Genomic DNA, 15,850 nt, shown 5'->3' on the forward strand with positions numbered 1-15,850 from the left:
GGTTTTAGGGCCATTGCCGTGGCGGTGACGCCGCTGAGTGCCCGCTTACGGAATTTTCAATGAATATTCAGACGAATCCAGCACAAATCGAAAAGACTAGCGCGAGCTTCCCGCCCATCACGGAAGAACCGATAAGATCCATTTTCCTGCCGGAGGAACGCCTTCGGCTGCTCGGTGAAAGCCTGGCCAAGGGCGATCTCGCGGATCTGTTCGGCCTGACGCCATTCGATTTCCAGGCCCGCATCCGCGACAGCGCCAAGAAGATCCTCGAAGTCTACCGTTCGACCAACGCCGCGCAGGCGAGGGGCGAGACCATCACGCCCGCGGCGCAATGGCTGCTCGACAACAACTATCTGGTCGAGGAAACCATTTTCCAGGTCAAGCGCGACCTGCCGCGCCGCTTCTATCGTCAACTGCCGACGCTGAAGCTGCCGGACGGCGGCGGCGTGCCGCGCGCGCTGGCGCTGGCCTGGACTTATGTGGCGCATTCCGACAGTTCCGTCTCCGCGACCATGTTCAAGGCCATCGTCCAGGGCTTCCAGTCGGTCGAGCCGCTGAAGATCGGCGAACTCTGGGCGCTGCCGTCGCTGTTGCGCTTCGTTCTGATCGAAAATCTTCGCCGCCTTGCGGTCAGGGTCAACCGCACCCGGCAGATGCGCCAGATCGCCAATGATGTCGCCGACAAGGTGCTGGCGACCGACGATACCCGCGACCGGCAAGCGATCCTGGCCAATTTCAGCGCGCACGCCCAGGACACCACCTTTGCCACGCAACTGCTCTACCGCTTGCGCGACGGCTCGCAGAATGCAGGCAAGGCGCTGGAGTGGCTGGAAGGCGAACTCGAGAAGACCGGCTCGGACGCCGAGGAAATCATCATTTCCGAGCATCATACGCTGTCCAGCGGCAATGTGACGACCGGCAACATCATACGCGGCCTGCGTCTCATCAACGATATCGACTGGACGGTGTGGTTCGAGGGCGTCAGCCGTATCGACACGGTGCTGCGCGAGCGCACCGACTTCGCCGCGCTCGATTTCTTCTCGCGTGACCAGTACCGGACCGCGATCGAAGAGCTGGCCCGCCGCTCGAATCTGTCGGAATATCGCGTCGCCGAAAAGGCGATCGAACTGGCCGGCCAGATCACCAACGAAATTGCATCCGCCGCCGACGGCGCAGATGGCCTTGCGGCTCCTTTAGCGCACACGGATGTCGGTTTTTTCCTTGTCGGGCCACGCCGGCTGGAGCTGGAAAAGGCGATCGGCTACCGACCGACCGTCAGTCAGACCGTCAAGCGCACCTTTGCCAAGACCGGATGGCTGGGCATCGTCCTGCCGGTCTTTGCGCTGACCGTGCTGCTGCTGGTGGTGTCCGGCAATGCCCTTGCCAATCTCGGCCTGTCTGTGCCTTCGATCGTCTTGATGCTGGCGCTGTTTGCCGTGCCGGCCAGCGAAGGCGCGCTCGCTTTCTTCAATACCGTTGTCTCGCTGTTCCTCAAGCCGACGCGCCTTATCGGCTATGACTACAGGCACGGCGTGCCGTCCGAGGCACGCACGCTGGTGGTGGTGCCGTCGCTGATCGGCTCGCGCGACGACGTCGAGGAAAACATCCGCAACATCGAAGTGCACTACCTCGCCAATCTGGCGGACGAGATCCACTTCGCCCTGCTGTCGGACTGGCCCGACAGCAAGACCGAGATCGACGCGGCCGACACCGAGATTCTCGAATTCGCCCGTGACGAGATCGCCCGCCTCAACGCCCGCTATCCCGCCGAAGGCGCGCCGCGCTTCTATCTCCTGCACCGGCGCCGGCTCTATAATGCCGCGCAGGGATGCTGGATGGGCTGGGAGCGCAAGCGCGGCAAGCTGCACGAGCTTGACCTGCTGCTGCGCGGCGACAGCGACACCACCTTCCTGCCGCTCGATGTGCCGCTGCCGGAAAAAGTCGTTCACGTAATGACGCTCGACGCCGACACGCGCACCACCCGCGATGCGGTCGCTACGCTTGTCGGCAAGCTCTGCCACCCGCTCAACCGACCGCATTTCGATGCCACCAGGCGCGTCGTCACCTCGGGCTACACGATCCTGCAGCCACGTATCACCGCTTCGCTGACCAGCGGCGACGAGGCGTCGTTCTTCCAACGGGTCTTCTCGGCCAATCGCGGCCTCGATCCTTATGTCTTTGCGGTGTCCGACCTGTACCAGGACGTCTTCGGCGACGGTTCCTTCACCGGCAAGGGCCTCTACCACGTCGATGCCTTCGAGGCCGCGTTGCAGGGCCGCATCGAGGAAAACACCATCCTCAGCCACGATCTGCTCGAAGGCGCGCTGGCGCGTTCTGCGCTCGTCACCGACGTCGAACTGGTCGAGGATTACCCGACCCGCTATTCGGTCGACGCCTCGCGCCACCATCGCTGGGCGCGCGGCGATTGGCAGCTCCTGGGCTTCATCCTCGATCCGCGCTCCGGCGTCCCGGCGCTGTCGCGTTGGAAGATGGTCGACAATCTGCGCCGCTCGCTGACGCCGATCTTCTGGGTGATGGCGGCGATCGCCGGCTGGACGCTGCTGCCCTTCACGCAGGCAGCACAATGGCAGGCATTGCTGATCCTCAGCCTGTTCATGGCGCCCACTTTCGACGTCGTCAACGCCATACTGCCCAAGAGCGGTGACCAGACGCCGCGCGGCCATTTCTCCGCGCTGGCGCGCGACGTGGCCTTCGGCACCGCCATGGTGGCCTTGAAGATCGTGCTGATGGCGCATAACGCCTGGATGATGGGCGACGCCATCGTGCGCACGCTCTACCGGCTGTTCGTCTCCCGGCAGAACCTGCTGGAATGGCGCACCGCCTCGCAGGCGCACAAGGCCGGCGACAACGACATCGGCTCCTACTACGGCATGATGTACGGCGCCGTGATCATCGGCTTCGTCGGCCTCGCCATTCCGGTGCTGGCCGATTCCACCGGCGCCTTCGTCGCCTTTTTCTTCGCTCTGTTCTGGATCGGCTCCCCGGCGATCGCCAGCTGGATCAGCCGCTCGGCCGAGACCGAGGACCGGCTGCGCATCTCGCAGGCCGACATCCATGCGCTGCGCACCGTGGCGCGCCGCACCTGGCACTATTTCGAAACCTTCGTCACGGCGGAGCATCATCACCTGCCGCCGGACAATTTCCAGGAGAGCCCGGCGCCGGTGGTCGCGCCGCGCACCTCCCCGACCAATATCGGCGTCTATCTCCTGTCGGTCGTCTCGGCTCGCGATTTCGGCTGGATCAGCCTGTCCGACGCCATCACCCGCATCGATGCCACCATGACGACCATCGAGAGCATGCCGCGCAACCGCGGCCATCTCTTCAACTGGTACGACACCACCACACTGAAGCCGCTCTATCCGCTCTACATCTCGGCTGTCGACAGCGGCAATCTCGCCGGCCATTTGGTGGCGGTGGCGGCGGCCTGCGCCGAATGGGCCGAGGCGCCGTCCGTTCATCTCCAGGGCGATTTCGAGGGCATCCTCGACACAGTGACCATCCTCGGCGAGAGCCTGGATGAGCTGCCCGACGACCGCCGTCAGCTGCGGCCGCTGCGCCAGCGCCTTGCCGACCGCCTCGACGGCATGCGGCGCGCCGTCGACACCATCAAGGCGCAGCCGGAAATGGCCTCGATCCGCACCATCAATTTGGCTGTGCTGGCCGGCGAGATCCGCAAGCTCGCCACCGCCATCCACACCGAGGCGGCATCGCCACAGAGCGATGTCATCGTCGACTGGGCGGCCAGGCTCGAAGCGACCTGCGAGGCGCATGTCCACGACGCCCACAGCGACGACAACGCGGTCGAGGCGCTGCGGGCCAAGCTGCTCACCCTGCGCGAGCGCACGCGCCGCTTCGCCTTCGAGATGGAGTTCTCGTTCCTGATGCGGCCGGAGCGCAAGCTGCTGTCGATCGGCTACCGGGTCGAGGAGCACCAGCTCGACGAGAGCTGCTACGATCTTCTGGCCTCCGAGGCGCGGCTGACCAGCCTGTTCGCCATCGCAAAGGGCGACCTGCCGACTGAGCACTGGTTCCGGCTTGGCCGGCCGATCGTCGAGATAGGCTTCCAGGGCGCGCTGATGTCCTGGTCCGGCTCGATGTTCGAGTATCTGATGCCGCCGCTGGTGATGAAGGAACCGCAAGGTTCGATTCTCAACCAGACCAGCAAGCTGATCATCAAACGTCAGATCCAGTATGGCCGCCAGAAGAACGTGCCCTGGGGCATCTCGGAAGCGGCCTACAACGCCCGCGACCGCGAGCTGACCTACCAGTACACCAATTTCGGCGTGCCTGGTCTCGGGTTGAAGCGCGGCCTTGGCCAGAACACGGTGATCGCGCCTTACGCCACCGTGCTGGCCGCGCAGTTCAACCCGCGCGAAGCGGTGCAGAACCTAGCGCGACTGCGGGAGCTCGGCGCGCTTGGCCGCCATGGTTACTACGACGCGGTCGATTTCACGCCGCAGCGCGTGCCGGAAGGCACCGATCACGTCGTCGTGCAGAACTACATGGCCCACCATTCCGGTATGTCGATCGCGGCGGTCGCCGATGCCATTTTCGAGGGTCGCCTGCGCGACCGTTTTCACAGCGATCCGGTCATCGAGTCGGCCGAACTTCTGCTCCAGGAGAGGGCGCCGCGCGACATCCCGACTGCGACCGTCAGAACCGAGGCGGACGAACGGGCGAAGGACGAGACCGAAACCGAGAGTCCCGACACCCGCATCGTGCTCGATCCTGTGCGGGCACTGCGTTCGACCAACGTGATGTCGAACGGCCGCTATTCGGTGATGGTCACCGCGACAGGCTCCGGCTACAGCCGGTGGGGCGATCTGTCCGTCACGCGCTGGCAGCCGGATCCGACCGAGGACCGGCTCGGCTCCTACATCTTCTTGCGCGACGCAGGCAGTGGCGACTGGTGGTCGGCGACGGCGGAGCCGAAGCGCGCGGCCGAGGAGCGCACCCAGACGCTGTTCTCCGACGACAAGGCGAGCTTCGTCAAACTGGTCGGCACGCTGCGCTCCGAGGTCGAATGCATCGTCATCTCGGAAGGCAACGGCGAAGGCCGCCGCGTGACGCTGTTCAACGAGGGACCGACCGACCGTCACATCGAAGTGACCTCCTTCGCCGAGCTGGTGCTGGGCCTGGAGGTATCCGACAATGCCCATCCCGCCTTCTCGAAAATGTTCGTGGAGACCGAAATTGCCCCCAACAATGGGGCGATCTTCGCCACGCGGCGCAAGCGCGAGACCAGCGAGCCAGACGTGACGATGGTGCATTTCGTCACCGACCCGTCCGGTCCGGCGCGCGACGCCGAAGCCGAGACCGACAGGCGCGCCTTTATCGGCCGTGGCCGCACCATCGTCGACGCTGCGGCTTTCGATCCGGGCGCCCGGCTTGGCGGCCATTCCGGCTTTACCCTCGATCCGGTCGCTTCGCTGCGCCGCCAGGTGCGCGTGCCCGCCAACAAGAAGATATCGCTGACCTTCTGGACCGTCGTCGGTTCCAACCGCGCGGAGCTGGAGGAGGCCATTGCCCGGCTCGACCACCCGGAGAGCTTTGCCCGCCAGGCCATGCTCGCCTGGACGCGCAGCCAGGTGCAGACCCGGCATCTCGGCCTCAGCCTGGCCGACGCCGCCAACGTACAGAAGCTGGCGCGCTACCTGATCTATCCGGATCCATTCCTGCGCCTGCCGGCAGAATCCATCGCTTCGGGACTGGGCAAGCAGTCGAGCCTGTGGCCGACCAGCATCTCGGGCGATTTCCCGATCTTCCTGGTCAGGATCGGCGACGTCGCCGATCTCGAAATCGTCGCGCAGGCACTGCGTTTCCAGGAATACATGCGCACCCGTGGCATGATGATCGATTTCGTCGTCGTCAACGAACAGGCCTCCTCCTATGTGCAGGACCTGCAGCGGGCGGTCGAATCCCTATGCGAGAACAGCCGTTTGCGCGGCAAGGAGCTCGGACCGCGCCAGCACATATTCGCCGTGCGCCGCGACCTGATGGACGAGACCACCTACAAGACGCTGCTTGCGGTTGCCCGCGTGGTTCTGCACACGCGCAACGGCACCATCTTCGATCAGATCGAGCGGGCCGAGGTGGCGGCCTTGCAGGCGCGCGATGCCCAGCAGCCGGCGGCATTGCCTGAATTGGCGTCTATGACACATTCCTTTGGCTCGCAGGCCCTGGCGGCGGACGGGCACGGGCTCAGCCAATGGAACGGGTTCGGTGGTTTCGAGGGCGACGGGCGGCATTATGTCGTGCGCCTGGCCGGCCGCAGCACCACGCCCCAGCCCTGGATCAATGTTATTTCCAACGCCTCGTTCGGCTTCCACGTCTCCGCCGAAGGCGCTGCCTTCACCTGGAGCCGCAACAGCCGCGACTACCAGCTGACGCCGTGGTCGAACGATCCGGTTTCGAACCGGCCCGGTGAGGGCATCTATATCTATGATCACGCCAGTGGCCGGGCATTCTCGCCGCTCGCCGCCGTGGTGCGCGATCCGTCGATGACTTACGAGACGTGGCACGGCCAAGGGTTCTCCACCTTCCGGTCGAAGCGCGGCTCATTGTCGATGGACCTCACCCATGTCGTCGACCCGGTCGACCCGGTGAAGATTTCCCGCCTGCGCATCCAGAATGCCGGCCCGGCGCCGGCCAGGCTGCGCGTCTATGCCTATGCCGAATGGGTGCTGGGCGGACATCGCTCGCGCACGGCGGCGACCATCGTTCCGTCGCGCGATGCCGCCACCGGCGCCTTGCTGGCACAGAACCCCTACGGGCTCGATTTCGGGGAGCGCGTCGCCTTCCTCGCCGCCGATGACGGCGTGCATTCGGTGACAGCAGACCGGACTGAATTCCTGGGCCGGCACGGCACCAGCGAGTTTCCGCAGGCGGTGCTGAGCGGCGCGGGACTGTCAGGCCGCGTGGAGGCCGGCGACGATCCCTGCGCTGCAATCGCCCGCGACATCGATGTTCCGGCCGGCGGCGACGTCACGCTGTTCTGGCTGCTCGGGGACGCCGGCTCGGCCGCGGAAGCGAGCGCCCTGGTGCGCAAGCATCGGGGCAGGGATTTCGACCAGCGTCTGGCCGACAACGAGCGCGAGTGGCGCGGCTTCCTCGACACCATTCAGGTCGAAACGCCGGACAAGGCGCTCGACGCCATGGTCAACCACTGGCTGCCCTACCAGAGCCTCGCCTGCCGCATCCGCGCCCGCTCTGCCTTCTATCAGGCCAGTGGCGCCTTCGGCTTCCGCGACCAGTTGCAGGACACGCTGGCTCTGCTGGCGCACGATCCCAAACTGGCGCGAGACCAGATCCTCAACGCGGCGCGTCGGCAGTTCCCTGAAGGCGACGTGCAGCATTGGTGGCTGCCGCGCACCGGGGCGGGTGTGCGTACGCTGATCTCCGACGACGTGGTCTGGCTGGCCCATGCCACCGCGCGCTACCTGCTGGTGACGGGTGACGCCACCATCCTGAAGGAGCAGCTGCCCTTCATCGATGGACAGCCGCTCGGCGAGGGCGAGCACGATGCTTTCTTCACGCCCGAAATTTCGAAAAAGACGGCGTCCCTTTACGAGCATTGCGCGCGTGCGCTCGATCTTGCCATTGCGCGCAGCAGTCCCGCCGGGCTGCCGCTGATCCTCGGCGGCGACTGGAATGACGGCATGAACCGCGTCGGCGAGCAAGGCAAGGGCGAGAGCGTCTGGCTCGGATGGTTCCTGCTGCGGACGCTGGGCGACTTCGCCGCCGTGGCCAAGACGGAGGGTGATGCCAAGCACGCGCAGGCCTGGGCAAAGCATGCCGACGCGCTGAAACGCGCGCTGGAGAGCACGGCGTGGGACGGCGAATGGTATCGGCGCGGCAGTTTTGACGATGGCACGCCGCTCGGTTCGCGCTCATCCCAGGAGTGCAGGATCGACTCCATCGCCCAGTCCTGGAGCGTGCTCTCGGGCGAGGGCGATCCGGCGCGTTCGACGACGGCGATGCAGCAGGCGACCAAGCTGCTCGTCGACGACGAACTCAAGATCCTCAAGCTGTTCACGCCGCCCTTTTCGAAGACGAAGAAGGATCCGGGCTACATCAAGAGCTACCCGCCGGGCGTTCGCGAGAATGGCGGCCAGTACACCCATGCCGCCACCTGGTTCGTCATCGCGCTGGCCGAAATGGGGCTGAACGACGAGGCCTATCGCTGCTTCTCGATGCTGAACCCGGTCAACCACGCATTGGACGAGGCCTCGGCCGAGCGTTACCGCGTCGAGCCCTACGTGGTTGCGGCCGATATCTACGCCGGCGACGGCAATGCCAGCGACAACAAGGGCGGCCGCGGTGGCTGGACGTGGTACACGGGCTCGGCGGGCTGGCTGTACCGGGCGGCGGTCGAAGGCATTCTCGGCATCGAGCGGCGTGGAAAGCAGATCACGTTTAGGCCGAAACTGCCCAGCCATTGGGATGGCTACGCCGCCACGCTCAAAATGCTGGGGGCCGAAGTCACGGTGCGTGTCGTCCGCGACAAAAAGACCAAGTCGATCTCGCTTGAAGTTGATGGTTCGAAGACGAAATCCGCGTCTTTCCAACCGAAGGCTGGTAGCAAGGTCGAAGTTGTCGTGAAGATACCCTCGTAAAATCAACAGCTTCAACCCTGTCCCGCGCATCCTCCGGAATGCGCGGGATAGTCTTTTGTCTATTTGCAGATCTCCGCTTGGGCAGCCGGCGGATCCGGTCGGGCCATGCCGGGCAAGATCGCCGTGATTAAAAATTTGGCAGCGCTCAGCGGCTGCCATGATTTTGCCGCAAGGCTGACATTTCACCTTTTATCTCAACCCGTTAGGTGATCACGTGAGATTTCGCATCGTCGTCATCTTTTGTTCGCTAAACGGGAACGGAAGGGATAGACGGGCATTGTTTTGCGACGCGTTAACCGATACGTGTCAAGAAATGGTGCGGTGCACAATAAATGTTTTGGCGGAGTAGCTGAAGTGTCCCTTCTGCAAATCTACTGGCGAGCGCTCGGTTATTTGGCAGCTGATAGGAAACGCGTAGCGCTGATCTGCTCAGCCAATGTCGCGCTGGCCATCATCGCCATCCTGGAGCCGATCATGTTCGGTCGCGTGATCGACGCGATTTCCGCACACGGCTCCGTCTTTTCGACCCTCGCCCTCTGGGCCGGCCTGGGCGCCTTCAACATTATCGCGTTCGTTCTTGTGGCGCGCGGCGCCGACCGCTTCGCCCACGCCCGGCGCAGCGAAGTGCTCTGCGACTCCTTCGAGCGCGTCATCACCATGCCGCTCGCCTGGCATCATCAGCGCGGCACGTCCAATTCCCTGCACACGCTGCTGCGTGCCGTGGAGACCTTGTTTAGTCTCTGGCTCGAATTCATGCGCCAGCATCTGTCCACGGCCGTCGCGTTGTTCCTGCTGATCCCGACCGCGCTCAGCATGGACGTGCGCATGTCGATGGTGCTGCTGGCTCTCGGCGTGCTCTATGTCGGCATCGGCCGGCTGGTGATGAAGCGGACCAAGGCAGGCCAGGCCGCCGTGGAGCGCCACTATCACACCGTATTCGCCCATGTGACGGACTCGGTCAGCAACGTCGCCGTTTTGCAGAGCTACAACCGCCTCGGCCATGAGGCCGATACGCTGCGCCGCTACGTCAAGAACCTGCTCGATGCGCAGAACCCTGTGCTCGACTGGTGGGCCATGGCCAATGCGCTGCATCGTCTGTCGTCGACGATTTCGATGATGGTGGTGCTTTTGATCGGCGCCTATCTGGTCACCCACGGCCAGCTGCGCATCGGCGACGTCATCGCCTTCACCGGTTTTGCAACGCTGCTGATCGCACGTCTCGACCAGATGTCGGCATTCGCCAACCAGATTTCGGAAGCCCGCGCCAAGCTCGAGGATTTCTACCATCTCGAGGACTCGGCGGCCGACGCCGCCGAACCGGACGGGCTGCGCGATCTCACTAACGTCACCGGCCATGTCCGCTTCGAGAATGTCGGCTTCGAATTCGCCAATTCGGGGCAGGGCATCCACGACGTCTCCTTCGAGGTCCAGGCGGGCCAGACCGTAGCCATCGTTGGGCCGACCGGCGCCGGCAAGACCACGCTCATCAATCTGTTGCAGCGCGTCTTCTCGCCGTCCACCGGCCGTATCCTGATCGACGGCATCGACACCCGCACCGTGACCCGCAAGTCGCTGCGCCATTCGATCGCCACCGTGTTCCAGGATGCGGGCCTGCTCAACCGCTCGATCGAGGACAACATCCGCGTCGGCCGCTCCGATGCGACCAACGACGAGATCCATGCCGCCGCCGACGCGGCTGCCGCACAGGACTTCATCCTGGCCAAGAGCAATGGCTACGACACGGTGGTCGGCGAACGCGGCGGCCAGTTGTCCGGCGGCGAGCGCCAGCGCATCGCCATTGCCCGCGCCGTGTTGAAGGATGCTCCGATCCTGGTGCTGGATGAGGCGACCAGCGCGCTCGACGTCGAGACAGAAGACCGCGTCAAGGAAGCGATCGACGAATTGCGCCGCGACCGCACCACCTTCATCATCGCCCACCGCCTGACCACCGTCCGCGACGCCGATCTGGTCGTGTTCATGGACAAGGGCAGGGTGGTCGAAATGGGCGGCTTCGCCGAGCTGTCGCTGCGCAACGGCCGTTTCGCCAGCCTGCTGCGCGCCGGCGGCCTGCTCAACGACGAAGAGGTCCGCCGCCTCAGCCGCTCGATACAGGGCGAGGCCGCCTGAGCGGGTTCTTTTACCTCCCCCGTGGGAGGTCGGACCGAAGGTCCGGTCGGGGAGCGCCGCCGTCCTCACCCCGCTGCTTCGCAGCAACCCCCCAAGGGGAGGTGACAAGGCCTGCGACACTCCCTCGATTGCCCCAGACGCATAGCCGGGCTATTTAAAGCGGCATGAGCGACAGCACTTCACGCCTGAGCGGCTGGACCGATCTTGCCAACCCGACACGGTTCGTGGCGCTTGCCGACCGGGTGGTGCCGTGGCTGGCGACGATTGCGGCGCTGACCCTTGCCGCCGGCCTCTATATGAGCTTCGCCGCGCCCGAGGACTTCCAGCAAGGCATCACCGTCCGCATCATGTACATCCATGTGCCTTTCGCCTGGTTGGCCATGATGTGCTACACGCTGATGGCGCTCTCGGCGCTCGGCACATTGGTCTGGCGCCATCCGCTGGCCGATGTCGCACTGAAATCGGCGGCCCCCATAGGTGCCGTCTTCACCGCGCTGGCGCTGGTCACCGGTTCGATCTGGGGCAAGCCGATGTGGGGCACCTGGTGGGTGTGGGACGCGCGGCTGACTTCGGTTTTCGTGCTGTTCCTGATGTATCTCGGCATCATCGCGCTGACCCGCGCGCTCGATGATGCCGGCCGCGCCGCCTGGGCCGCCGCCATCATCACGCTGGTCGGCTTCATCAACATCCCGATCATAAAATTCTCGGTCGATTGGTGGAACACGCTGCATCAGCCGGCCTCGGTGTTCCGCATGGGCGGATCGACCATCGACCCCTCGATGCTATGGCCGCTGCTGGTGATGGCCATCGGCTTCACGGTGCTGTTCTTCGCGCTGCACCTGATGGCGATGCGTACCGAAATCCACCGGCGGCGGGTGATTGCGATGCGCAGGGTCGCGGCCCGGCAGGCTGAGCGTCAGCCGGCTTGAATCACCCGCGGCCTGGCCAAAGAAGTCATCCCATCCGCCCACGTGCGGCCACCGGCAGGGTTTCCAGCACCGTCTCGCCGTCGATCAAATTGACCTCATTGAACAGGTTGGTGACGACGCAGCAATGGTCGGGCACCACGCGCACGCGCTCGCCGATGCGAAGCTTGCCATCGCCTGAGAGCGTGACCGTGCCGTGTTCCTCGCTCAGGCCCGTCACCCGCGCTCCCGCAACGCCGAGCAACTCGCCGAAATCGGCGAGCCCCAGCGTATCGCTCGACAGCGCCTTGCTGCCGGCGTCGAGGATGGCACGCGTCCGCGTCGGATGGCTGACCACGGTCGACAGCACGCTCAGCGCGCAATCGTCGAGGCTGCCGACGCCCTTGGCGACCTGGTAGCGGTCGAGATAGATGTAGGTGCCGGGGCGGTATTCCGTGACGACGCTGTCTTCGCCCGAGCGCCACATGTCGGGCGTGCCGCCGCTGGAGATGCGCGCGCAGGCGAGACCGCAGGCGGCCAGCGCCTGCCTGGCGCCGGCGAGCCAGGCTTCGGCCTCCCCCGCACGGCCCGCGGCCGGATAGGTCATCAACCCGCCGAAGGCGAGGCCCTTTGCCGTCTCGATCTGTCTTGCCAGGCCAACCGCTTCACCGGCCGTCTGCACGCCGCAGCGCCCCATGCCGGTGTCGCATTCGACCAGCACCGGCAGGGGATGGCCGGCATCGGTGAAGGTGGCGGCCAAGCCTTCGATCGTCTCCATGCTGTCCGCCGTCACCGACAGGGTGACGCGCCCATGCAGCGCCTTCAGCCGCTCCAGCTTGGCGCGGCCAAGGATGTTGTAGGGGAGAAAAATGTCGGTCAGCCCGGCATCGGCCATCACCTCGGCCTCGCCGATCTTCTGGCAGGTGATGCCGACCGCGCCCGCCGCCACCTGCTTCTTCGCCCAATAGGGCAGCTTATGCGTCTTGATGTGCGGCCTGAGCTTCAACCCGTGGCGGTCGGCATGCGCCTGCGCGCGGGCAATATTGGCTTCGGCGCGCGCGGCGTCGATCAGGATCGATGGCGTATCGAGGTCGTGAATGGTCGGCATCATCTGTCACCCTGTGGAATCCGCAGGGGTTATGGCCCTGAAAGCGCCTTATGTCACGCGGCCAGCCGAGCGGATCCGTGGTTCCATGCGTCCGCGCTGCAAGCCGGGGCGAGGCAATACGGATCGACACCGCATCGTCGTTCGGCTATGCGATTTGTCGGAAAAGTCGACACGAGGACCACGATCATGAAACGCTCCGCCATCAACGACATCATCCGCGAAGCCGACGCTTTCATCCGCTCGTTCGGTTACATCATGCCGCCCTTCGCCTACTGGTCGCCGGAAGAGATGAAGGCGCGCCAGGTCGATTCTTCGGCCATCTTCACCTCGCGGCTCGGCTGGGACATCACCGATTACGGCCAGGAAAAATTCAAGGAGCTTGGCCTGTTCCTGTTCACAGTGCGCAACGGCCGCTACGAGGACATGAAGAAAGGCATGGGCATGCTCTATGCCGAGAAGATCATGATCTCGCGCAAGGACCAGCTCTCGCCGATGCACCGCCACAACATCAAGGCCGAGGACATCATCAACCGTGGCGGCGGCAAGCTGGTGCTGGAACTGTTCATGCACGATCGCGACGGCGGCATCGATCCCAAGGCCGAGGTGTCGGTGCCTGTCGACGGCACCATCCACCGGTTGCCGGCGGGCGGGCTGCTGAAGCTTGATCCGGGCCAGAGCGTCACGCTGCTGCCCGGCGTCTGGCATGCCTTCTGGGCCGAAGGCAAGGACGTACTGATCGGCGAGGTGTCGACCGTCAATGACGATCTCACCGACAATGTATTTCGCGAGCCGATCGGTCGCTTCTCCAACATCGACGAGGACGTCGCCCCGCTGCACCTGCTGGTGTCCGATTATGAGAAGTGGCTGGGGTGATTTCGCCGTGAATCGAGGCGCCGGCCGGCTGACGGCAAGGCCGGCAGCGCCTCAATGGCAGCAGCCAAGTGAAAGTGAGTCCCCCGGTTGCCTCTACGGCGATCCCTGGTCGATCGATCCCACCGCTTCGCCGGTGAAGATGACCTTCGTGCCCTCGTGCACTTCGGAGGCGAGGTCTTCGGCGTCCCAATTGGTCAGCCTGATGCAGCCATGCGAGAAGGTTTTCCCGATCTTGCTCGGGTCCGGAGTCCCGTGAATGCCGTAACTTTCGATGGACAAATCGATCCAGACCGATCCCACCGGATTGTTTGGCCCGGCGGCGATCTTGAAGGGGCGTTTGGTCCTGACTCCCTTGAAGGCGAAGTCGGGATCGTAGTGATAGGTGGGGTTGTGCACCACGCGTTTGACCTCTGCCTGGCCGCTCGGCGCCGGCTTCTCCTGGCTGCCGATCGAGGCGGGGTACACCGCAAGCACTTTGCCGGACGGGTCGAGCACGCGAAGCTGGCGCGCGCCCTTGTCGACCTCGACCTCAGCAACACCCGCGGGCGGATCGCCTCGGGTGACGGCAGGCACCAGCACCTTTTGCCCGGCCTTCCTGAAGCCGACGCCAGGGTTGAGCCGTTGAAGCAACTGTTGGCTGACGTGGAAGCGCTCCGCTATTTTTTCCGCCGCGTTGTGGTAGCCGAGCCTGCGCAGGCGGGCCATTTTCTCCATGCGCGCCGGAATTCGCCTGGTAAACGGTCCGCGCACATCCTTGCGCGTCAGCTCGTACGTCTCGAGCGCCGGGCTCGGGGAGGTCGCGACCAGCTTGTCCCAGGTCTGGCGGGTGAGCTTACCATCGGCGGGCAGCCCGTTGGCTGCCTGAAACGCCCGGACCGCCTTGGCGAAGTTCTCTGCTGCGCGGCCGTCGATCAGGCCCGGCGAGAAGCGCGCGCGATCCAGAAGGATCTGTGCCTTCAGCACGGTCGCACTGACGCCTTTTGCTTCGCTGTCGTCGAATTGCGCGTTGTTGACGGCTGCGACGTCCAGCTTTGCCGCCGCCGATACGTCACATGCCATGGCGAGCACGACAGCCGCGACGAGAAGGAGCCTGGTCATCGACGTCACACTCCTGCATGAGCACCTGCTTCTATGACGTTGCAGGGCCGATCTGGTTCCATTCCCCCCTGCATTTGAGCCGCGATCACCGACCGCCAGTATGAGGAATACGGATCGGGACGTCCGGCGGTCGCGCGGATGCATGTGATGATAGACTTAACGGCAAGAACTCGGCGCCGGCTGCACGCTCGTCCTGCACAGGCATGACGAGCTGATTGGTACATCCATCTTGGCCAACCTTGCTTGCAGCGCCGGCAACGCCTCGCTTCGCCGCGCCGTGTCAGGCATTCCACCAGCCCGTGCAGCGCCTATGGCAACGCCGGGCTCACCCGCACCGGTGTCGAACGCCATTAACTGCCAGGCCTGGCCTTGTTTTGTTTGCGGGCATAGACGACGCATGCGTCGACGGCGCTGACACACAGCCCATCGCGGCGGTTTGGAAGGTTGTTGTCGCCCGCATAGGCGACCTCAGCCACACGGCCATCGACGATGCGAACCTGTGTGTTGCAATAACCTCCCGGAGCGACATTCAACGACCCGCCGACGGAAGGGATGGGGCCCACCGCGAAGGTAGGAAGCACGACATTGACATTGCCCCGCTGCACCGCGCGCTCATAGCTCCAGATTTGCCCCGATGCTCCTTCGTCGGCGGTGGCGGTGGGGAACCCCGCGCACATTCGCAGGTCCGCTTCGCTGAGGCCGACCATTTCCTTTTGGGCGGCAGCCGTTGTGGGATCCTCTTTCGCAAGCTTGGACGTATCGTCGGGAACGACGCAGGACCAGAGCGCGCCCGTGCCGGTGAGAAGAAACAGGATAGCCGGTAGTCGAATCCCGCGAGACGCCAAAACCGCTCTCCGATCTGCTGGATTGTTCGCCCGCCCTTCACCGAGGTAAGAGGCCGCCCCGATATTTCAACCCGTGATGATCGGGCTGCCTGTTCGATCGCGAGACGGCGGATCAGGCTGGTTGGTCTGGTGCGGACGGTGGGAGTGAAGCTGGCTGGGGAACCTGGATTCGAACCAGGACTAACGGAGTCAGAGTCCGTGGGTCTACCGTTAACCTATTCCCCAGCAGGCGAGGTCATAAACCGCGCGGGCCGAGCG

Annotated in this window: 7 protein-coding genes and 1 tRNA gene; 4 read left to right on the top strand and 4 right to left on the bottom strand. The window is 64.5% G+C overall.

Annotated features, from left to right (window positions below; all coding sequences use genetic code 11):
- Nucleotides 1–59: 59 nt before the first annotated feature.
- The 3 genes from FJ426_RS18055 (at nt 60) to FJ426_RS18065 (ending at nt 11,692) form a co-directional block, all read left to right on the top strand.
- Nucleotides 60–8,636, top strand: coding sequence for a glucoamylase family protein (locus tag FJ426_RS18055; RefSeq protein ID WP_140560554.1), 8,577 nt, complete (start codon nt 60–62; stop codon nt 8,634–8,636).
- A 354-nt stretch (nt 8,637–8,990) separates the two neighbouring features.
- A complete protein-coding gene (locus tag FJ426_RS18060; RefSeq protein ID WP_140521731.1) occupies nt 8,991–10,763 on the top strand; it encodes a glucan ABC transporter ATP-binding protein/ permease in 1,773 nt (590 codons plus the stop codon).
- Between the two features lie 164 nt (nt 10,764–10,927).
- A complete protein-coding gene (locus FJ426_RS18065; RefSeq protein WP_140560555.1) occupies nt 10,928–11,692 on the top strand; it encodes a heme ABC transporter permease in 765 nt (254 codons plus the stop codon).
- 25 nt (nt 11,693–11,717) lie between these two features.
- On the opposite strand, the gene FJ426_RS18070 is transcribed toward FJ426_RS18065, so the two are convergent.
- Nucleotides 11,718–12,776, bottom strand: a complete 1,059-nt coding sequence (locus FJ426_RS18070; protein ID WP_181172758.1) for a D-TA family PLP-dependent enzyme — start codon at nt 12,774–12,776, stop codon at nt 11,718–11,720.
- A gap of 186 nt (nt 12,777–12,962) precedes the next feature.
- Between FJ426_RS18070 and FJ426_RS18075 the strand changes: the two genes are divergently transcribed.
- Entirely contained in the window at nt 12,963–13,649 is a 687-nt protein-coding gene (locus FJ426_RS18075) for a D-lyxose/D-mannose family sugar isomerase (RefSeq protein ID WP_140560557.1), read from the top strand.
- Nucleotides 13,650–13,742: 93 nt separating this feature from the next.
- Here the strand turns inward: FJ426_RS18075 and FJ426_RS18080 are convergent, their stop codons facing one another.
- From FJ426_RS18080 to FJ426_RS18090, 3 genes are all read right to left on the bottom strand, one after another.
- Nucleotides 13,743–14,747: a L,D-transpeptidase gene (locus tag FJ426_RS18080; protein ID WP_140560605.1), complete on the bottom strand. Its 1,005-nt coding sequence runs from the start codon at nt 14,745–14,747 to the stop codon at nt 13,743–13,745.
- 350 nt (nt 14,748–15,097) lie between these two features.
- A complete protein-coding gene (locus FJ426_RS18085) occupies nt 15,098–15,592 on the bottom strand; it encodes a hypothetical protein (protein ID WP_246675573.1) in 495 nt (164 codons plus the stop codon).
- A 151-nt stretch (nt 15,593–15,743) separates the two neighbouring features.
- Nucleotides 15,744–15,817: transfer RNA gene (locus FJ426_RS18090), tRNA-Gln, on the bottom strand.
- Nucleotides 15,818–15,850 lie beyond the last annotated feature (33 nt).

The sequence above is a fragment of the Mesorhizobium sp. B2-6-4 genome, assembly GCF_006441495.1.
In the GTDB taxonomy this organism is placed as follows: Bacteria; Pseudomonadota; Alphaproteobacteria; order Rhizobiales; family Rhizobiaceae; genus Mesorhizobium.

What these genes read in the sequence shown, in the direction of transcription:
- FJ426_RS18070 (WP_181172758.1), bottom strand. Translation starts at nt 12,776, where the DNA reads ATGCCGACCATTCACGACCTCGATACGCCATCGATCCTGATCGACGCC.
- FJ426_RS18080 (WP_140560605.1), bottom strand. Translation starts at nt 14,747, where the DNA reads ATGACCAGGCTCCTTCTCGTCGCGGCTGTCGTGCTCGCCATGGCATGT.
- FJ426_RS18055 (WP_140560554.1), top strand. Translation starts at nt 60, where the DNA reads ATGAATATTCAGACGAATCCAGCACAAATCGAAAAGACTAGCGCGAGC.
- FJ426_RS18065 (WP_140560555.1), top strand. Translation starts at nt 10,928, where the DNA reads ATGAGCGACAGCACTTCACGCCTGAGCGGCTGGACCGATCTTGCCAAC.
- FJ426_RS18075 (WP_140560557.1), top strand. Translation starts at nt 12,963, where the DNA reads ATGAAACGCTCCGCCATCAACGACATCATCCGCGAAGCCGACGCTTTC.